The organism is Curtobacterium uvaldense, assembly GCF_028307415.1.
Lineage (GTDB): Bacteria > Actinomycetota > Actinomycetes > Actinomycetales > Microbacteriaceae > Curtobacterium.
Genome location: NZ_JAQMHU010000026.1, coordinates 26473 through 45328, shown reverse-complemented (window position 1 = coordinate 45328; position 18856 = coordinate 26473). Strand labels below are relative to the sequence as shown.

Annotated in this window: 20 protein-coding genes and 1 riboswitch; of the genes, 10 read left to right on the top strand and 10 right to left on the bottom strand. The window is 75.1% G+C overall.

All coding sequences use genetic code 11. The features are described from left to right. Window positions 1-34: 34 nt before the first annotated feature. A complete protein-coding gene (locus tag PIJ49_RS13660; protein ID WP_066653656.1) occupies window positions 35-1357 on the bottom strand; it encodes an MFS transporter in 1323 nt (440 codons plus the stop codon). 141 nt (window positions 1358-1498) lie between these two features. On the opposite strand from PIJ49_RS13660, the gene PIJ49_RS13655 reads away from it, so the two are divergent. Beyond that, window positions 1499-2356 carry a LysR substrate-binding domain-containing protein gene (locus PIJ49_RS13655; RefSeq protein WP_066653658.1) on the top strand — a complete coding sequence of 286 codons (858 nt, stop codon included), beginning with the start codon at window positions 1499-1501 and terminating at the stop codon, window positions 2354-2356. A 3-nt stretch (window positions 2357-2359) separates the two neighbouring features. Here the strand turns inward: PIJ49_RS13655 and PIJ49_RS13650 are convergent, their stop codons facing one another. Both PIJ49_RS13650 and PIJ49_RS13645 read right to left on the bottom strand, forming a co-directional pair. Next, window positions 2360-3622, bottom strand: coding sequence for a hypothetical protein (locus PIJ49_RS13650; RefSeq protein WP_271826847.1), 1263 nt, complete (start codon window positions 3620-3622; stop codon window positions 2360-2362). A 174-nt stretch (window positions 3623-3796) separates the two neighbouring features. Continuing rightward, a complete protein-coding gene (locus tag PIJ49_RS13645; RefSeq protein ID WP_271826846.1) occupies window positions 3797-4546 on the bottom strand; it encodes an NADPH-dependent F420 reductase in 750 nt (249 codons plus the stop codon). Here PIJ49_RS13645 and PIJ49_RS13640 point away from each other — a divergent pair. The 4 genes from PIJ49_RS13640 (at window position 4545) to PIJ49_RS13625 (ending at window position 6489) form a co-directional block, all read left to right on the top strand. Then, a complete protein-coding gene (locus PIJ49_RS13640; RefSeq protein WP_066653669.1) occupies window positions 4545-4841 on the top strand; it encodes a GNAT family N-acetyltransferase in 297 nt (98 codons plus the stop codon). The genes PIJ49_RS13645 and PIJ49_RS13640 overlap by 2 nt on opposite strands. A gap of 56 nt (window positions 4842-4897) precedes the next feature. Next, complete coding sequence (locus PIJ49_RS13635) at window positions 4898-5359, top strand: VOC family protein (protein WP_271826845.1); 462 nt, start codon at window positions 4898-4900, stop codon at window positions 5357-5359. 87 nt (window positions 5360-5446) lie between these two features. Continuing rightward, entirely contained in the window at window positions 5447-5983 is a 537-nt protein-coding gene (locus PIJ49_RS13630; protein ID WP_066653673.1) for a MarR family winged helix-turn-helix transcriptional regulator, read from the top strand. Beyond that, the gene (locus tag PIJ49_RS13625) at window positions 5980-6489 is read left to right on the top strand and encodes a metallophosphoesterase family protein (RefSeq protein WP_066653676.1); all 510 of its coding nucleotides are present in this window, start codon (window positions 5980-5982) and stop codon (window positions 6487-6489) included. Before PIJ49_RS13630 ends, PIJ49_RS13625 begins: the two co-directional genes overlap by 4 nt. 124 nt (window positions 6490-6613) lie before the next feature. Here the strand turns inward: PIJ49_RS13625 and thiD are convergent, their stop codons facing one another. The 3 genes from thiD to thiM form a co-directional block, all read right to left on the bottom strand. After that, window positions 6614-8221, bottom strand: a complete 1608-nt coding sequence (gene thiD, locus PIJ49_RS13620) for a bifunctional hydroxymethylpyrimidine kinase/phosphomethylpyrimidine kinase (protein ID WP_271826844.1) — start codon at window positions 8219-8221, stop codon at window positions 6614-6616. Next, a complete protein-coding gene (gene thiE / locus PIJ49_RS13615) occupies window positions 8218-8886 on the bottom strand; it encodes a thiamine phosphate synthase (protein ID WP_209683133.1) in 669 nt (222 codons plus the stop codon). The genes thiD and thiE overlap by 4 nt, the downstream gene beginning before the upstream one ends. Beyond that, on the bottom strand, window positions 8883-9791 hold the full coding sequence (thiM, locus tag PIJ49_RS13610; RefSeq protein ID WP_209683130.1) for a hydroxyethylthiazole kinase: 909 nt from the start codon (window positions 9789-9791) through the stop codon (window positions 8883-8885). Before thiM ends, thiE begins: the two co-directional genes overlap by 4 nt. Further along, window positions 9780-9875: riboswitch (TPP riboswitch) on the bottom strand. Its footprint overlaps the gene before it by 12 nt. Window positions 9876-9943: 68 nt before the next feature. Here thiM and PIJ49_RS13605 point away from each other — a divergent pair. Continuing rightward, entirely contained in the window at window positions 9944-10888 is a 945-nt protein-coding gene (locus tag PIJ49_RS13605; protein ID WP_209683127.1) for an NUDIX domain-containing protein, read from the top strand. Window positions 10889-10967: 79 nt separating this feature from the next. Here the strand turns inward: PIJ49_RS13605 and PIJ49_RS13600 are convergent, their stop codons facing one another. After that, a complete protein-coding gene (locus tag PIJ49_RS13600; protein ID WP_271826843.1) occupies window positions 10968-12221 on the bottom strand; it encodes an MFS transporter in 1254 nt (417 codons plus the stop codon). Beyond that, window positions 12218-12859, bottom strand: coding sequence for a GntR family transcriptional regulator (locus tag PIJ49_RS13595; protein ID WP_066653683.1), 642 nt, complete (start codon window positions 12857-12859; stop codon window positions 12218-12220). The genes PIJ49_RS13600 and PIJ49_RS13595 overlap by 4 nt, the downstream gene beginning before the upstream one ends. A 150-nt stretch (window positions 12860-13009) precedes the next feature. Here PIJ49_RS13595 and PIJ49_RS13590 point away from each other — a divergent pair, with 150 nt between their 5' ends. After that, a complete protein-coding gene (locus PIJ49_RS13590; protein WP_081984784.1) occupies window positions 13010-13762 on the top strand; it encodes a phosphotransferase enzyme family protein in 753 nt (250 codons plus the stop codon). A 355-nt stretch (window positions 13763-14117) separates the two neighbouring features. Continuing rightward, window positions 14118-15059, top strand: coding sequence for a J domain-containing protein (locus tag PIJ49_RS13585; RefSeq protein ID WP_209683119.1), 942 nt, complete (start codon window positions 14118-14120; stop codon window positions 15057-15059). A 23-nt stretch (window positions 15060-15082) separates the two neighbouring features. Here PIJ49_RS13585 and PIJ49_RS13580 read toward each other — a convergent pair whose 3' ends face one another. Continuing rightward, window positions 15083-15445, bottom strand: coding sequence for an Hsp15 family ribosome-associated heat shock protein (locus PIJ49_RS13580; protein WP_271826842.1), 363 nt, complete (start codon window positions 15443-15445; stop codon window positions 15083-15085). Window positions 15446-15542: 97 nt separating this feature from the next. Here PIJ49_RS13580 and PIJ49_RS13575 point away from each other — a divergent pair, with 97 nt between their 5' ends. Continuing rightward, a complete protein-coding gene (locus PIJ49_RS13575; RefSeq protein ID WP_271826841.1) occupies window positions 15543-15833 on the top strand; it encodes a hypothetical protein in 291 nt (96 codons plus the stop codon). 164 nt (window positions 15834-15997) lie between these two features. Next, window positions 15998-17155, top strand: coding sequence for a hypothetical protein (locus PIJ49_RS13570; protein ID WP_271826840.1), 1158 nt, complete (start codon window positions 15998-16000; stop codon window positions 17153-17155). Between the two features lie 82 nt (window positions 17156-17237). Here PIJ49_RS13570 and PIJ49_RS13565 read toward each other — a convergent pair whose 3' ends face one another. Next, window positions 17238-18758: a S1C family serine protease gene (locus PIJ49_RS13565; protein ID WP_271826839.1), complete on the bottom strand. Its 1521-nt coding sequence runs from the start codon at window positions 18756-18758 to the stop codon at window positions 17238-17240. Between the last annotated feature and the right edge of the window lie 98 nt (window positions 18759-18856).

Genomic DNA, 18856 nt, shown 5'->3' with positions numbered 1-18856 from the left:
CCCCGCAGCCGCGCCGCGCGCCCCGCGCCGCGCGCTACCGCGCCTCGATCGCGGGCAGCGGCACGTGGTGCCGCATCCGCACCGCCAGGTGCAGCCCGCCCCGCCGTGCGAGCACGACGCCGGCGACGACCGCCGCCACCGCGGGGACGCCCCCGGCGACCACCATGCCGACGTGCGCGCCGAAGTGGTCGACGACCTGCCCCATGACCGGCCCGCCCACGGCCTGGCCGCCGAGCAGCACGAGCACGTAGAGCGACATCACCCGGCCTCGGATCGCGACGTTCGACGACAGCTGCACGAGCGAGTTCGACGCCGTCATGAACAGCAGTTGTGACATCCCGACCGCGACGAGCGCCACGGTGAACGGCGCGATCACCGGGATCGAGCCGCTCACGACGAGCAGCACGCCCGTCCAGAACACCCCGCCGACGATCGTCCGCAGCCGCACGGTCGCGCGCCTGGTCGAGAGCAGCGCCCCGGCCAGGGCTCCGACCGCGACCGCGGAGTTGAACACCCCGTAGCCGCCCGCGCCCACGTCGTAGACCTCGGACGCGAAGGCCGAGAGCAGCACCGGCATCGTCAGGGCGAACACCGAGAAGAACGCCATGAGCACGACCGGCACCAGGATCGTCGGCTTCCGGACGGCGTAGCGCAGGCCCTCGACGAGCTGTCCCTTGGCGCGCGGCATCGGCGGGGTCCGGTGGAGCTCCGAGGTCCGGAGGAACCCGAGCGTCACGACCACGGCGACGCAGGCGATCGCGTTCACCCCGAACGACCACCCCGCCCCGACGGCGACGAGCAGCGCTCCGGACAGCGCGGGCCCGATCATCCCGCCGAGCTGGAACACGCTCGAGTTGACGCTGATCGCGTTCCGCAGGTGCTGGTGCCCGACGATCTCGGTGACGAAGACCTGCCGCGCGGGGTTGTCGATGACGGTGACCATCCCGACCAGGAACGCGATGACCCAGATGTGCCACGCCTCGACCACGCCGGTGAGGGTCAGGACGGCGAGCAGTGCGGAGAGCACCGCGAAGGCGCCCTGGGTGAGCATCATGAGCGCGCGCTTCGAGAACCGGTCGACGAGCACCCCGCCCCAGAGCCCGAAGAACAGCATCGGCGCGAACTGGCACGCGACGGTGATGCCGACCTGCGCGACGGAGCCGGTGAGCTGCAGGACGAGCCAGTCCTGCGCGATCCGCTGCATCCAGCCCGCGGTCATCGCGACGAGGTTGGTCGCGGTGAACAGCCGGAAGTTGGGGACCGACAGGGCGATGAGGGTGTGCCGCCACGGTGGACGCTCGGCCTGGATCGGGAGTGGTTCGGTGGGTGGAGGGAGGGTCGTCGATGACGCACTCACGGTGGTGGGGCTCCGGATCGTCGGGGGTGGAGTCGGTACCCGTTCGAAACTACGTGGCGCCGGGCCATTCGACACCCCTATGGTGGCTATCACTCCATTGCGATGTCGAATGGCGGCGGCCCGCCCGCCGGAGGAGGTCACGTGCTCGACCCGGTGCTGCTCCGCACGTTCCTCGCCGTCGCAGAGACCGGCAGCTTCACGCTCGCCGGGCAGCGCCTCGGCATCAGCCAGCCGACCGTCTCGCAGCACGTGCGTCGGCTCGAGACCGCGGTGGCGAGGACCCTCGTGGCCCGGGACACCCGCGGGGTGGCGCTCACCGACAACGGCGACGCGATGGCCGGGTTCGCCCGCTCGATCCTCGCCGCGCACGCGACCGCCGACGCCTACTTCTCCGGGGCCGCGACCCGCGGCCGGCTCCGCTTCGGTGCGGCGGACGACCTCGCGATCACCCAGCTGCCGCGCATCCTGCGGGACTTCCGCCGGCTGCACCCGCAGGTGAACCTCGAGCTGACGGTGAACCAGTCCGCGCCGCTCCTCCGCCGGGTGCACGCGGGTCAGCTCGACCTCGTGTTCATCAAGCAGACCGCGGGGGAGTCCGCCGAGGGCACCCGCGTCGCGACCGACCAGATGGTGTGGATGGCGCAGGACGGCATCGCGCTCGAAGCCGACGAGCCCGTCCCGCTGATCGCGTACCAGGCGCCGAGCATCAGCCGGCAGATGGCGATCGACGCCCTCGAGTCCGCCGGGCGCACCTGGCGGATCACCTGCAACACCCGTGACGTGAACGGCGTGCTCGCGGCGGTCCGGGCGGGCATCGGGGTCGCGGTGTTCCCGCACTCGCTGATCCCGGCCGACCTCGTGAAGGTCTCGCAGCGGCTCTCGCTGCCCGACCTGCCCGCCGTCGACTACGTGCTCATCGCGAACCCGACCGTGCAGCGCGAGCCGATCGACGCCCTGACGAGCGCGATCCTGTCCCGCGGGGTCGTCCGCGCCGTCTGAGCGCTACGGCGCGAGGGTCGGCGTCGTCCCCGTGCCGGTGAGGTCGGGCAGCGTCACGCCGGCGGGTGCCAGCAGCGCCGCGGCGACCGCCCAGAGGAGCACGAGCGTGCCGACACCGCCGAGCACCGCCCCGAGGAGCGCCACCGGTCGCTGCCACGTCGCCGCGGGGGTCCGCAGGGCCGTCACCGACAGCGCGAGTGCGAGCACCCCGAGGACCAGTCCGGTCGCGTGCACCGTCGCCGGCGCCGTGAACCACCAGGCGGCGAGGGCGAGGGCGGCGACACCGGTCACCGCGCCGAGCACGGCTGCGGGGGTCGCCCCGATCGCGGTGCGGCTGCGGTCGCGGGACGCCCGACGGTCGGTCTGGAGGCCCTGCTCACCGTCGTCGTGTCCGCCCACCTCGGCGTCGGTGCCGGTGCGAGCCGCGGCCGGTCCCGACCGGCGACCCCGCCGGTAGGGCGCGGACACACCGCCGGCGACCGGGGCACCGGCTGCCGACGGCCCGGCCGCCGCCGTGGGTGCGGCAGCCGCTGCCGTGGGCACGGCGGCCTCCGGCGTGGAGGCGGCTGCGGCTCCGCCCGGGAAGACCGACGGTGCCTGGACGGTGGGCGCGGCGGGCGCTGCGATGACGGCGTCGAAGCCGGACGGCGCGGGGTCGACGACGGTCGGCCGCGGTGCCTGCTGCCGGGCGAAGCGCGCCGGCGTGCGGTACCCGATCGGTCCGGAGGGCTCGGGTTCCGCGCCCTCGACCAGGACGTGCTCGAGTCCGGGGACCGAGAAGCGGGGCTGTCCGACGACGGGGGCGGCGGGAGCGGGGGGCTGCACCGGTGCCGGGGCCTGGGCGCTGTGCGTCGGGTCGACCGGCGGTGTGAGGGGGCCGCCCGACTCGGCGGCGTCGACGGGGGACACCGGCAGGGGTGCGGTGTCGAACGGCGGCACCTGCACCGCGGGCGAGGTCGGGGCCGGCGGGAGCAGGTGCTCCTGCGGCGGGTAGTCGGGCACGACGACGTCGACGGCGGGCAGCACGTCGGTCGGGTCCTGCGGCGGCGTCGGACCTGCCGCACCCGGCATCCCGGGGGTGACCACGGGGACGGCCGCGACCGCGTCGAGGACGGGTGCCTGCGGGGCGGGGGCGCGTGGTGCCTCCCGGCCGACGGCGGTGTCCTCGGGGGGTGCGACGACCCACGCAGGGACCGCTCGACGCGGCCGGTCTCGGTCCGGCATGCGGTGCGACGCCACTCGTGCTCCCTCGCTCTTCTGATCCATCGTCATTTCTATCCGCGTGCATGGACCGCTGCGCAGCCCCAGTTCCGGGGTCGCGCAGTCCACTTCGCGCAGGATGCCTCGCGGCCGGGGCTCGCGAGACGCAACGAAGGCGGCTCCGCGCCGAGCTGTACCGCTGCGGGGAACCGCCTTCGTGGCGTGTTGCGGAGGTGGGGGCTACATGTCGCGGTAGCGCTCCGCCTCGGCGAGCTTCGCCCGGAGCTCGTCGGCGGTGTACCGCGTGACGTACCCGGGGGTGTCGCGCTGGATGCGCCAGCCCTCGGCGAGGGGGCCCGCGTCGACCACGTCGAACCCGAACTCGTCGATCAGGTCGGAGACGACCCGCTTGGCGTCGGCGTCGTCGCCCGCGACCACCAGGGCGCGGCGGTCGGGGGTGCCGGCGGGGGTGGCCTCGTCGGTCAGCGCCGTGGCGGCGATGTGGTTGAACGCCTTGACGACCCGGGCACCGCGCAGGTGGTCCTGCAGGAGCTCGGCGGTGGTCGTCGTCTCCTCGTCGAGGGACGCGATGTGGCCGTCGCGCTGCGGGTAGTAGTTGTTGGTGTCGATGACGACCTTGCCGACCAGGGGCTCGACCGGGATCGTCTCGATCGCCGCGAGCGGGGTGGTCACGACGACGATGTCGCCCGCTGCTGCCGCGTCGTCGCGGGTGGCCGCGCGGGCGTGCTCGCCGAGCTCCGAGACCAGGTCCTGCAGGGTCTCGGGGCCGCGCGAGTTGGCGATCACGACCTCGTGGCCGTGCTGCACGGCGAGGCGCGCGAGCTGGGATCCGATGTTGCCTGCTCCGATGATGCCGATCGTTGTCATGCGGTCGTGCAACGCGGCGCCGAGCAGTGCATTCCCACCGGCGGTCGCCCCGGGCCGTCGTCGCCGTGCGGCCGCTGCCCGTCGGGTGCATGATGGCGCCATGGCCCACGAGTTCCGCGACGAAGCCGACCGCGACCGCTACGCGATGTACGTCGACGGCGAGCTCGTGAGCGTGCTCGACTACCGGGCCGCGGAGGACGCCGTGTCGTTCCCGCACACGTACACGGTCCCGAGCCACCGCGGGCACGGCTACGCGGCGGAGCTCGTCGCGCACGCCGTCGCCGACGTCGAGGCGAGGACCACGAAGCGCATCGTGCCGATGTGCTGGTTCGTCGGCAAGTGGTTCGACGAACACCCCGAGAAGGCCGACCTGCTCAGCCGCGGCACCGCGGACTGACCCACCCCACGGTCCGGCCGCAGCGTCGCGGCCGGACCCGAGCACCCGGAGGCACCGTGCCCACGATCACCCCGTTCCTCTGGTTCGACGACCAGGCCGAACAGGCCGCCACGACCTACACGTCGCTCTTCCCGGACAGTCGGGTCGACAGCGTCGCCCGGACGCCGGACGGCACCGCCCTCGTCGTCGAGTTCACGCTCCTCGGACAGCCCTACCGGGCGATGAACGGCGGCCCGGGGCACCCGCACACCGACGCCGTGTCCTTCCAGGTCGACGTCGACACGCAGGACGAGCTCGACCGGGTGTGGGACGCGCTCCTCGCCGACGGCGGCCGACCGCTCGCGTGCGGGTGGCTGCACGACCGCTGGGGCCTGACGTGGCAGGTGACCCCGTCGATGATGGGCGACCTGATGATCGGCGGCGGTGACCCCGAGGCGAACGCCCGGGTGTTCAAGGCGATGCAGGACATGGTCAAGCTCGACATCCCCGCGCTGCAGGCCGCAGCCGCCGGTCACTGAGGGGGAGCAGCCCGTGACCGCCGGTAGGGTGGCGGCACCCACCAGCGCCGAGCACCCGGCGCACGCAGTGACAGGCTGGAGAACGCGATGAGCAGCCCGAGCTCGGCGGTCCGTGACGGCGGACGCCCCGACGACGAGGTCCGCAACGGCGACATCGGACGCGCCTACACCGAACTCGCCCGCATCACGCGACGTGCGAGCATCCGGGCGCGCGGCGACGACCTCGTGCTCAGCGTCGTCGACCAGTCCCTCGTCGACTTCGTCGTGCAGCACCCCGGGTGCATGGCGATCGACATCGCCCGGTACCTGCGGCTCAACCGCTCGACGATCTCGCGGCAGCTGTCCGGCCTGCTCGCGGCGGGGCTCGTGCGGACCACCGACGGCGGCTCCGGCAACGCGAAGCCCCTCGAGGCGACCGACGCCGGCCGTGCCGCCCTCGACCGCTCGGTGCGCCTGCACCGCGACGCGCTCGAGGAACGACTCGCCGACTGGTCGGACGACGACATCGCGCTCCTCGCCGGGCTGCTCGAACGACTCGGCGCCGCCGACGAGGCCGGTCTGCCGATGCCCGCCCGCGCGACGCCGGACGGCCACGCCGGTACGGACGGTCCCGACGCCCCGTGACCACCTCGTTCGTCCTGCTCTCCGACACCCACCTGCCGAAGCGCGCGAAGGACCTGCCGGCTGGGCTCTGGGCGGACGTCGACGCGGCGGACCTCGTCGTGCACGCGGGGGACTGGGTCGACCTCGCCACCCTCGACGCCGTGCAGGGGCGCTCCCGTCGGTTCGAGGGCGTCCGCGGCAACAACGACGGCCCCGAGTTCGACGACCGGCTGCCGCTGGTGGCCCGCTTCACGGTGGAGGACCTCCGCTTCGCCCTGGTGCACGAGACCGGTGCGGCGACGGGTCGCGAGCGCCGGGCGGACGCCGCGTACCCGGACACCGACGTGCTCGTGTTCGGGCACTCGCACATCCCGTGGGACTCGGTCGCGCCGTCGGGGATGCGCCTGCTCAACCCCGGGTCGCCGACGGACCGCCGCAGGCAGCCCGACTTCACGTGGATGCGGGGAACGGTGGACGGGCGTGCGCTGACGGTCGAGACGGTCCGGTTGCCGCCGGCGGCGCGCTGACGCGACCGCACGACCACCGGACGGGCGAGTCGTCAGACGGGGGATGCACCGACCGGGAGGCACGGCTCGGGTCCGCCACGAGCCTCCCGTCCGTCCCGTGCCGCGTGCGACGGCCGTGGTCCGGTCAGTCGCGCTGCGCCGGCGGGTCCGCCGGGGCCGACGGGTCCTCCAGGATCGCCGGTTCCGGCGGGTCCGCCGCGTCCGCGGGGTCAACCCGAGCCGACGGGTCCACCTGTTCCGTCGGCATCCGGAAGAACGCGAGCTCCCACTCGGTCGACCGTCGGTGCACCCGCGCCATCCGCCCCCGCTCGGACGGGTCCGCGGCGGCCGCGAGCGCCTCGACGCGCGCGGTCGCCTCGGCGCTCGCCGCGGCGAACGCCGGGTCGCCGTACGCGCCGAGCCAGTCCGCGAAGGGGTGTCCCTCCGGGGCGCGGCCGAGCTGCGTGCCGACCCAGGCGTAGACCCGGAAGCACGGCAGCACGGCGGCGGCGAGCACCCCGACCGACCCGCTGTCGGCCGCGGCCTGCAGGTGGGCGAGGTACCCGGCGCACGTCGGGTGGACCGGGTCGTCGGCGTGCGTGCCCGCCAGGCGGCGGTGGTGCAGGTCGCGTGCCTCGTCGGCGCAGCCCGCGGCGGCCGAGGCCCAGAACGCCGCGGGCTCGCCGTCCGTGGTGGCGACCAGCCGTCGCAGGTGCTGCTCGTAGGCCCGCAGGTAGTGGACGTCCTGCGCGAGGTACCGGGCGAACACGTCCCCGTCGAGCGTGCCGTCACGCAGGCCCTCGAGGAAGGAGCACGAGAGCGTCCGGTCGAGGGTCTCGGCGACGTCCGCCCACCACCGGTCCGTCCAGGTCGTCGGGGGGAGCGCGGCACGGGTGAGCGCACCGTGGTCGAGCGGTCCGTTGCCCGTCCCGACCCGGAGCGCGTCGGCGCCACGGAGTGCGGCGGTGAGCCACGTCTTCGCCCCGCCGACCGCGAGCTCCCAGTCGCCGTCCCGTGCGGCGAGCGTCGCGATCGCGCTCGACAGGGAGCACCCCGTTCCGTGCGTGTTGGTCGTCGCGATGCGCGGGCCCCGGAAGGTGCGGGCGGAGCCGTCGGGCCGGACGAGCACGTCGTCGGCGGTCGGCCCCGTGTCGTGCCCGCCCTTCGCGAGCACCAGGACGTCCCACCGACGGGCCACGAGCCGTGCGGCTTCGAGGGGCGTCGGTGCGGTGCCCCCGGCGAGCGCGACGAGGTCGGTCAGCTCCGCGCGGTTCGGGGTCACGAGGTCGGCGAGCGCGAGCAGGTCGCCCATCGCGGCGGTCGCCTGCCGGTCGAGCAGCCGGTCGCCGCTCGTGGCCACCATCACCGGGTCCACGACGACCACGGGCGGGCGGTGGTCGCGGAGCCAGTCCGTGACCCTACGGACGACGTCGACGGTGCCGAGCATCCCGACCTTGACGGCGTCGACCACCACGTCGTCCGACACGGCGTCGAGCTGCTCGCGGAGGAACCCGACGTCGGGGACGTGCACCGACCGCACGCCGTGGGTGTTCTGCGCGACCAGGGCCGTGACGACGCCCATGCCGTAGCCGTCGTGCGCCGTGATCGCCTTGAGGTCCGCGTGGAGTCCGGCGCCGCCCGTCGGGTCGGTGCCCGCGATGCTGAGGACCCGCGGCACGTGCGGCCGCCCCGGCACCGGCACCGGCGGCACCGGCGGCGACGTCGAGCCCACGGCGGGCTCGGCGGCGGTCACGACCCGCTCCAGGCGCGGAGGTACGCCGCCGCTGCCGCGTGCGGGTCGGCGGCGGCGCAGATCCCGGACACCACCGCGACACCGGCGACACCGGCCGCACGCAGCGGCGCGACGTCGTCCAGGGTCACGCCGCCGATCGCGACGCACGGGACCCCGAGCGGGCGCGCCGCACCGGTGATCCGGGCGACGCCGTCCACGCCGAGCGCCGGCGGGTGGTCCGGCTTCGTCGAGGTCGGGTGGACGACACCGACGCCGAGCAGGTCGACGGTGCCGCGGGGCAGCTCCGCGAGGGCCGCCAGGTGGGCCGGGGCGTTCGCGGTGAGCCCCACGTGGGCGTCCGGCCCGAGGAGCGCGCGGGCGGCCGCGACGGGCAGGTCCGACTGGCCGAGGTGCACGCCCGCGACCCGGTGTCCGGCACGTCGGGCGGCGAGCGCGACGTCCGTCCGGTCGTCCACCACGACGGTCGCGCGGTCCCCGACGGCGTCGGCCACCGCGGCGGTGAGGGCGAGGAGGTCGCGGACCGGTGCCTGCTTGTCGCGCACCTGCACGAGCCGCACCCCGGCGTCGACCGCGGCACGGACGACGCCGAGCACGCCCCTGCCGTGCCGGTCGACGAGCACCGGGTCGGTGACCAGGTAGACGCCCAGGTCCGTCGGGGCGCTCACGGTCGGACCACCGTCGGCGCTGCAGCGGACCCCGGGATCGTCGGTGGTGCGGACTCCGTGGTGATGCGCGCCACCCGGAGGACGTCCTCGGGGGTCAGCGTCGCCAGCCGGTCGAGGAACAGCGGCTGGAAGGTCCCCGGGCCGCCGGCGTCACGTGCGGCGAGCTCGGCGGCGACCGTGTGCACCACCGTCCCGGCGACGGCGGCTGCACCCGGGTCGTCCGGGACCACCGCCGCGAAGGCGGCGACCACCGCGCCGAGCGCGCACCCGCCGCCGGTGATGCGGGTCAGCAGCGGCGACCCGTTCGCGACCCGCACCACACCGGTGCCCGGCGCGACCAGCAGGTCGACGGGACCGGACACGGCCACGGCACCCACGAGCCTCCCGTCCGATGCCCGGAGCGCTGCCGCCCGCGCCTCGTCCGTGCCGACGGTGCTGTCGACCCCGCGGCCGCCGTCGGCGTCGCCGAGCAGGGCGAGGACCTCCGACGCGTTCCCGCGCAGCACGGTCGGCCGGAGCGCGAGGAGCTCGCGGGCGAGGGCGGTGCGGACCGGCAGCGCGCCGACCGCGACGGGGTCCAGGACCCACGGTGTGCCGACGTCGACGGCTGCGGATGCCGCCTCGACCGACGCCGCACGCGGCTCCGGGTGCGGGGTGCCGGTGTTGACGAGCAGGGCGTCGGCGACGCGGGCGAAGGGACCGGCCTCGGTGGTGACGTCGACCATCGCCGCGGAGGCGCCGAGGGCGAGCAGGACGTTCGCCGTGACGTTCTGCACCACGGTGTTCGTGATGCACTGCACCAGGGGGCTGCGGGCGCGCACCTCCTCGAGCAGCGTGGCGGTGCGGTCGGCCCAGTCCGGGGACGGGGAGCCGGCGGGTCCGGGTACGGGCGCAGCAGTGTGCATGGACGATCCCTTCGCGAGTACGAGCTCGAGCAGGTTCGACGGGTGTGATCTCAGCCGCTCGGTGCGGCACCCCGTGTCTCGGACGACACCGTACACGACGTCCGACGACCTCCTCCGGGCACTCCGGGGGTGCGGTGTGCCAGTGTTGACGGGTGCCTGACGTGACCCCTCCCGGACCGCCGCCCGGACCCCGCGACCCCGGCGACGCGTGGGCCGTCGGACCGGACGGCACCAAGGCCTGGGGACGCTTCGGCGCGGCCGGCCTGCTCGTCGACGACGGTGCCGGACGGGTGCTCCTGCAGCACCGCGTGGAGTGGAGCCACCACGGCGGCACGTGGGGGATCCCCGGTGGTGCACGCCACCAGGACGAGGACGCCGTCACCGCCGCGCTCCGGGAGTCCGCGGAGGAGGCCGGGGTGCCCGAGGACGGCATCGACCTGCGGCACGCCGCCGTGCTCGACCTGGGCTTCTGGACCTACACGACCGTCGTCGGTCGCGCCCGCCGCCCGTTCGAGCCGGTGATCGCGGACCGCGAGAGCCTCGCGCTGTCGTGGGTCCCCGTCGCCGAGGTCGACGCGCTGCCCCTGCACCCGGGCTTCGGTGCCTCGTGGCCGGCCCTGCGCGGCGCGATCGAGACGGTGCCGCACGTGGTGGTGGACGCGGCGAACGTCGTCGGCAGCGTCCCGGACGGCTGGTGGAAGGACCGTGCGGGCGCGGCGGAGCGGCTGCTGTCGTCCGTGGCGGCGCTCGCCGGACGGGGCGTGGGCGCGGGGGAGCTCGGGTTGCCCTTCGCCCGCTGGTGGCCGCGGTGGACGGTGGTGCTCGAGGGCGAGGCACGGGCGGCCGGCGCGGGTGCCGGTGCTGCGGGCACGGCGGCGGGTGCCGTCGGTGCCGGCGACCTCGGCGGTGCGGCCGACTCGGTCGGGGTCGTCCGCGCCGAGGGCTCCGGCGACGACGCGATCGTCGAGGCCTCCCGGTCGGCGCTCGGCGACGGACACGCACCGGTCGTCGTCGTCACGGCGGACCGGGAGCTCCGTACCCGGGTCGAGGCCCTGGGCGCCGAGGTCCGCGGCCCCGGCTGGTTCCGCGAGCAGTAGTCCGCCGCCGCTGCATCGGTCCGCTGCTGCGTCGGCCCACCGCAGCGCCGGTCCACCGCAGCGCCGGTCCGGTGCGGCGTCAGCCCTCCGGCACGTACCGCTTCGACGACACCAGCAGCGCCACCCACGACACCACCCCGAGCCCGACCACGACGGCCAGGATCACCGACACCGGGACCCCGGCACCGCCCGCGATCGCCGCGATGACCGCCGGCGCCAGGAACCCGCTGTACGCCACCGCGTAGAACGCTCCCGTCAGGCCGGCGAGGTCGCGCGACCCGGCGATCCGCTGGACCTCGAGCAACGAGGACACGAGCGCGGTCCCCATCCCGACGCCGATCACCACGTTCGCCGCGAGCCCGACCGACACCGACTGCAGCTCCACCGCCAGGAGCACGACCCCGATCCCGACGGTCATCACGGCGACGGCGGTGACGAGCCCGCGCGCCGAGGACACCGAGTGCACGCGCTTGGCGAGCGGCTGCACCGCGCTCGAGACCCCGAGGGCGACGACGGTCGCGGCGGTCGCGAACACCAGGCCCCACGGACCGGTCGCTCCCGCGAGCCGGGTCGGCAGGTACCCGTAGCCGATCGCAGCGGACCCGAAGATCCACGGTGCCGCGACGACGACCACCCGCGTGAACCGTCGGTGCCCGGCACTCGGGATCGCGAGCTGCCGCCACCACGGACCGGCGAGGCCACCGTTCACCGCGGTCTCCGGCGCCCGCCACACGACGAGGGCGAACGGTGCCGCGACGCAGATGTGCACGAGGAACGGCAGGACCTCGGGCACCGGCCCCCACTGCGCGATCCCACCGGCGACGAGGGCACCGATCCCGGACCCAAGCGTGAAGGCCAGCGACGCGCGCCAAGCCCCGGAGCCGGCATCGGCCGAGGGGTCGTGGCGGCCCTGCGAGAGCTCCTTCACCCAGCTGTTGCCGACCGCCATCGCGATGCCGACCGTGATGCCGGAGAACAGCCGGCCGGCCGCGAGGAAGCCGGGTCCGAACGGCCCGAGTGCCAGGAGTCCGCTGCCGACGACGGCCGCGGCGATGCCGACGAGCATGAGCGGCTTCCGCCCGTGCCGGTCCGAGAGCGACCCGGCGACGAGCAGCGCGGGTGCGAGCCCGAGGACGTAGACCCCGAGGAAGACGTTGACGAGCACGGACGAGTAGTGCGCCCGCTCCTCGTACATGAGCAGCAGCGGCGAGAACTGGTTGCCGCCCCACGAGCACACGAAGACCGCGCCCCAGACCATCGCCCACGGGGCCACCCGGCTGGCCGGCACCGGCACGGAGCCGGTGGTCGGGATGCTCCCGGTCGCGCCGCTCACAGCGCGCCCCGGTGGGACGCGACGTGCGCTCGGAGGACCGCCGCGTACCGCTCGGCGTCCCCGTCGTCGAGGGCCGCGGCGAGCGCCCGGTGCTCGTCGAGCGACGCCTGCAACTGCTCCGGTCGCACGCGCATCAGCTGGTGCCGCAGCCGCTGCTGCCGGTCGCCGAGCGTCCGCGCGAAGCGGACGGCGATCGCGTTCCGCGACGCCGCGACGACGGCGCCGTGGAACGCCGCGTCCCGCTCGACGAAGCGGTCGACGTCCCCGGCGGCCACCGCCGCCTCCTGCTCCGCCAGCTCGGCCTGGAGGAGCGGTGCCAGTTCCGGCACGCGGCCGTCGGTGACGACGCGGGTCGCCGCGGTCGACTCGATCGCCTCACGCACCTCGAGCACGTCCGCCGCCTCGTTCGGGGACATCGGGCGCACGACGGCGCCCCGGCGGGCGCCGAGCAGGATGAGGTCCTCGGCCGCCAGGCGCAGGAACGCCTCGTGCACGGGTGTCCGCGAGACGCCGATCTCCCGGCAGAGCACGTTCTCGCTGATCGCCGTGCCGCCCGGCAGGTCGCCGCGGATGATCGCCCGCTTGACGTGCTCGTACGCCCGTCCTGCGGCGGAGACCTCGGTGCTGGTGTCGCTCACGGCAGCCGATCCTACGCCTTGCATGCAAGCTTGCACACGTTGTGGAGCGAGATCGTCACGCGGCCGTCGTGACCGGATCGAGACATCGCCCACCCGGCGTCGCTACGCTGACCCTCACGTCAACGGAGACGTACCGATCAGGAGGTCACGATGGAGCGTGTCACCAGAGCCGACGACCGTGTGCACCGCCCTGCGGGGCCCTGGACACCGACGGTGCACCGGCTGCTCGCGCACCTGCACGAGCAGGGCTTCGTCGCGGCACCCGAACCGATCGCCGTCGGGGACGCCCTCGAGACGGTGAGCTTCGTGCCGGGCACGGCGGGCAACTACCCCTGGAGCACCGAGATCGCGAGCGAGGCGGCCCTCGTCACGTCCGCGCGACTGCTGCGCCAGTACCACGACGTCGCGGCGACCTACCCGCGGGACGACGCGGTCGACGTCTGGTCGCAGGCCGAACGGCTGCCGGTCGAGACGATCGTGCACGGTGACTTCGCGCCGTACAACTGCGTGTACGACGGCATCGCCGCGGTCGGGCTCATCGACTTCGACACCGCGCACCCCGGGCCGCGCGTCTGGGACGTCGCGAGCGCGGTCTACCGCTTCGCGCCGTTCACCACCGGTCTCGTCGAGGGCAGTTCGGCGCCGGGACTCGACGAGCGCCTCGACCGCGCGGCGGAGTTCTGCCGCGCCTACGGGCTCGACGACCGTTCCCGCGGGGTGCTCGTCGAGACGATCACGGCCTCGCTCGTCGCCCTCGTCACGACGATGGAGACCGAGGCCGCCGCGGGGAACCCGAAGTTCCTCAGCGACCTCGAGCACGGGCACGCCGACCTGTACCGGGCCGACGTGGCGTGGATCGAGTCCCACGCGGACCTGATCCGCGCGGCCGTCACCGCCGACTGACGTCCGCGCGGACGAGCTGCGCGGGGCACCGGCGTCGGTGCGGGACACCGCCGTGCACGTGAGACGCCGGCGTCGGTGCCGGACGCCGCAGAGCCGTCGAGACGCCGGCGTCGGTGCCGGACGCCGCGGAGCCGTCGAGACGCCGCCGGATCCCGCGGCGTCTCGACCGGCGGACGGCGTCTCGCACCGACGCCGTCGTCTCGCCGGTGTGGGACGCGCGTCGGACCGCGGCGTCCCGCGCAGACGCCGGCGTCTCGGGGCGCGACGCGCGCGTCGGACGTGCACCGGGCCTCCCGGCAGCTCCCAGCCCGCACGCGGCGGACTCCGATGCTCCAGCGGGTAGTGTCGCAGGGCCATGACCGACAGCCCGGCCGACGCCACCCCGTACGAGGTCCTCGGCGTCCCCGCGACCGCCGACGACGACGCGCTCCGCCGTGCGTACCGTCGTGCCGCCCGCGAGACCCACCCCGACCTCGGTGGAGACGCCCGGCGCTTCCGCCAGGTGCAGATCGCGTGGGAGCGCATCGGGACCCCGGCTGCCCGCCGGGCGTACGACGCTGGCTCCCGCACGTCGACCCCCAGCGCAGCGTCCGGTCCGTCCGGGTCCTCGGTCTGGTCGCACGACGGCGAGGGGTTCGCGCCCCCGACGGCTCGGCGCGACTCCCGGCCGCGGGCGCGCTCGTACGGGCACCCGGGTGGTCGTTCCCGCGAGGTCTTCCTGCAGGCCGAACGCGAGTGGGTCGGCCTCGGCGACCCCGTCGAGGACCCGTACGACCCGGCGCTGGTCCGCTCCGCGCCGCGGCACATCCGCCGACTGCTCGCCGAGGCCCTCGCGGAGGAGGCGACGGCGTCGATCATCGCGGAGATGGGCATCGGCGTGACCGTGTGGCACGACCTCGACGCCGGTGCCGAGGGCAAGCTCGACCACGCCGTGCTGACCCCGAGCGGACTCTGGGCCGTCGAGTCGATCGACTGGGGCGCTCCCGTGCGCATCGAGCACGGTGACATCGCCGGCGAGACCCTGGCGCCGGGCGAGCGTCCGGTCAAGGAGCTCGTGCGGGCGGCCCGAGCGGTACAGAAGCAGACCCGCGTGAAGTTCACCGGACGGCTGATGGTCGTGCCGGACTCCGCCGTCGACGAGGACGTCCAGGTCGTCGGGTCGGCGCGCAAGCCCACCGCGCTCGTGGTCCGTCGCAGTGCGCTCGGTCAGGTCCTGAACGGGGTGTTCTCCCCGGAGGGCTCGGTCGACGTGTTCGACGTCCGCGACCGCCTGCAGCAGACCGTCCGCTTCGTCTGACGGCGGCGCGACGCCCGGTCGCGTCAGTGGCCGCGGAGCTTCTCGAGGTCGCGGCGCTCCCGCTTGCTCGGACGACCGGCGCCTCGGTCCCGCGTCGGGACGAACCCGGCCTCCTCGCGGGGGAGCCGGGGCGGGGTCCGGTCCTCGAAGTGCTTCGCCGCCTCGGTCGCGCTCGTCCGCTTGAGGATGATGCCCGTCACGACGACGACGCGGTCGAACCCGTGCTGACGGACCCGCACCTCGTCCCCGGGGGCGATCGGCTGCGACGGCTTCGCACGCTCCCCGTTCACCCGGACGTGGCCGGCCTTGCACGCACTGGTCGCGGCGGACCGGGTCTTCGTGATCCGCACCGCCCAGATCCAGCTGTCGACGCGCGCCTTCTCCATCCCACCACCCTAGGCGGCGCAGCCCTGCGAGCAGCCCGCGCCGGGGAGCCGAGCGGGCCGACACCCGAGCCGTGCGACCGGGCCGTACGCTCGACGGGTGCAGGAACCGCGGCAGCAGGACCCGGACGGCCGGGCTCCGAGCGAGCAGGACGCCCTCGCCCGGGCGCTGGCGCTCGGCGTGCTGCGTGCGGCGTCCCCCGGCGACCGGCTCGTCGTGCGGGCACGGGTGGGGGACGGCGCTCGCGACGCCCTCGGCACCCTGTCCGCACGGACCGTCGACACGGTCACGATCGAGACGCGACGGGGGCCCGTCGACGTCCCGCTCGCCGACGTGGTCGCGGCGAAGCACGTGCCCCCGCCGCCGACACCGCGGACGCGCCGCCCCTGAAGGGCCAGGGGACGCAGCCGCGCGACGCAGCCCGGCAACGCAGCCCGCGACGCGGCCCGGCAACGCAGCTCCACCACCCCGTCCGTCGGCGAGCAGGCTCCGCCCGCGCGGCGCACCGGCGAGCCGTCGCCGTCCCCGCAGCCGTCGCCACGTAGCCTCGACCCATGGCCGTCCCCGTCCCGCTCGGTACCGAGGACCGAACCTCCCGCCTGACGCTCCGCCGCCCCGACCGCTGGCACCGCGAGGACTCCCCGCAGGCCGACCTCCGGCTGACCGGTGACGACGTCGTCCTGACCGTCCGGTCCCGCCCCTCGGAGCGCACCGTCGCCGAGGAGCACACCAGCCTGCTCGAACGCCTGCCCGGGTCGGTCGAGGGCCTGCGGCTCATCGGCTGCGACCCGTGGACGACCGCGGGCGCCCCGGCACGCCTGGTCGAGTACGTGCGCCCCGACGAGGACGGCGACGTCGCGGGCGCCCACCTGCTCTTCGTGACCGGTCGGCACCGGGTCGACCTGACCGTCGAGCGACCGCTCACCCGGATGCTCGCGACCGACGACCTGGTCTCGACCGTGCTCGAGTCGGTCCGTGCCACCGAGCCGGCACCCTCCCGCCCGCAGCGCGAGCTCGAGGCCCTGCCGGTCGCGGCGCCGGTCCCGCAGCTCGACGGGACGCACCTCGGTCCCGACGCGCTCACGACCCTGCGCAGCCTGGCAGGACGCCGGTGGGACCCGATGCTCCTGCGCTCGCCCGCCGGTCGCGAGCTCGTGCAGACGGGGCTCGTCGGCCGCCTCGGGACGCTCCCCGAGACCACCCAGGAGCTCCTCGCGCCGTGGGCCGACGACACCCGGCCGGTCACCCTCGAACAGCGCCTGCCCGACGGGCGGACCACGCGCCTCCAGGCCTGGTCGGAGACCGTCGTGGACGGGACTGACGAGACGGGCGGCACCGTGGCCCGGCTGCCGGTCGAGCGCGTGGTCGCGCTGGCGGCCGGGAGGCTCGGCATCCGCCCGTCGTGGACCTTCCCCTTCCGCACGGGGTCGCTCCACGCGGACCTGCTGGCCCGCAGGACGGGTGCGGCCGACACCGCGCCGGACCTGCCGGTGGCCGTCGCCGAGGCCGACCCGCGGCTCGCGCGCTTCTGGGCCGCGCCGTGGACGGTCTCGTCGATCCGTCGCCCGGGTCGACCGGCCCCCGTCGTCGTCGTGCACGCCGAGGGCGTCGGGTTCGCCCGGGTCGGACGCACGGAGGCCGGGGAGACGGCCTTCCGGTCCGACTCCCCGGCGAACGTGTACCGGTCCGTGGTGCGCGCGCTGCTCGGCTGAGGCTGCTGCTGCCGCTGCTGCCGCTGCTGCCGCTGCTGCCGCTGCTGCTGCTGCTGCCGCTGGCGCTGGCGCGGCGCCCTCGCTAGGCGGCGGGGCCTGCGGTCAGGGTCACCGTCACGGTGTGCGCCGTGCCCGAGGCATCGGTGTAGCCGACCTGCACACGGTCACCGACGGCGTGCGAGCGGATCGCGGACGTCAGTGCGTCGTTGCTCGTGACCGCCGTGCCGTCGAGGCTCGTGATGGTGTCGCCGGCGACCAGTCCCGCTGCTGCGGCGCCCGAACCGTCGACGGTCCCGGCGACCGGCACACCCGCGGTGGTCTGCGTCGCCGCGGTCGAGCCGACCTCGACGCCGAGGAACGCCGGCAGGCCGATGGTGACGGTGTCCGAGGACTCCCCGGCGAGGATCTTGTCCGCGATGGCCTTCGCGGTCGTGATCGGGATCGCGTACCCGGTGACCTCGGCGGAGCCCGACGACGCCGCGGTGGCCATGCCGACCACCTCGCCCTCGCTGTCCAGGACCGGACCGCCGGAGTCGCCCGGGACGATCTGCGCGGCGACCTCGATCAGGCCCTGCAACGACTCCGTGCCCGTGCCGGACTCGCTCTGCACCTGGATGTCCTGGTCGAGGGCGGTGACCGTGCCCGCGGCGGCGACGAGGTTGCCCGTGCCCTCCGCGTTGCCGACGTCGGTCACCGCGTCCCCCGTCGACGGTTCGCCGTCGTCGTCGAGCGTCACCGTGGACAGGCCGGACGCGTCCTGCAGCTTGAGCACGGCCACGTCGTGCGTGGCATCGGTGCCGACGACCTCGGCCCGGTACTGCTTGCCGGTCGTCTCGTCGGTGACCGCGATGCTCGTGGCGCCCTGCACCACGTGGTTGTTCGTCAGGACGAAGCCGTCCGCGGTGAGGACCATGCCGGTGCCCGCGGCCTGCGACGAGGTGTCGTAGTTCATCACGGTGTCGATCGTCACGACGCCCTTCGTCTGGGCCGCGGTCGCCGGGGTCGCGGCGGTCTGCGTGCCCGTGCCCGTGCCGGTACCGCTGCCGCTGCCGCTGCTGCCGTCGCTGCCCGAGCCGTTCCCGTACCCGGGCACGGTGAAGCCGTTCGTCCCGCCGCTCGTGCCGGAGCCACCGCCCGGCAGCGTCGTGGTGCCCTGCGACTGGCTCGACGTGGTCGTGGTGCCCTGCGAGGACAGGCCGAGCGCCGTCCCACCGGCCGCGCCGATGATCGCCAGCGCCGCGACGCCCGAGCCGATGACGAGTCCGAGCCGCCGGGGGCGCTTCGCGCCGGGGTGGTTCGCTGCCGCCGCGCCCGAGGTCCAGCCCCAGGGGGTGCTGCCGGCCGTCGCGCCTGCTGCCGCCGTGCTCGTGCTCGCGGTACCGGGACGCGGGTCCGTGGGACCGCCGAGGGCCGCGCTGCCGAGCAGGTACGGGCCGCGACCGTCCGGGGTGTAGGCGTACGGCCCCGAGCCGTCGGTGCCGTACAGCCACGGGCCGCTGCCGTCGAAGGCGTACGCCGGGCGGAGGGCGTCGCGGTCGGCGTGCGGGGCCTCCCAGCCGGGACGGTCGGTCGCGCGCTGGTCGTCGGCGGGGTTCTCGTTCATGGGTGCTCTCCGGTCGTCCCTCGACCACCCGAGGGGTGGCGGTTCGTTCCTCGACGACCCGGTCGGGCGTCGACGGAGACCAGTACAGGAGCCGAACC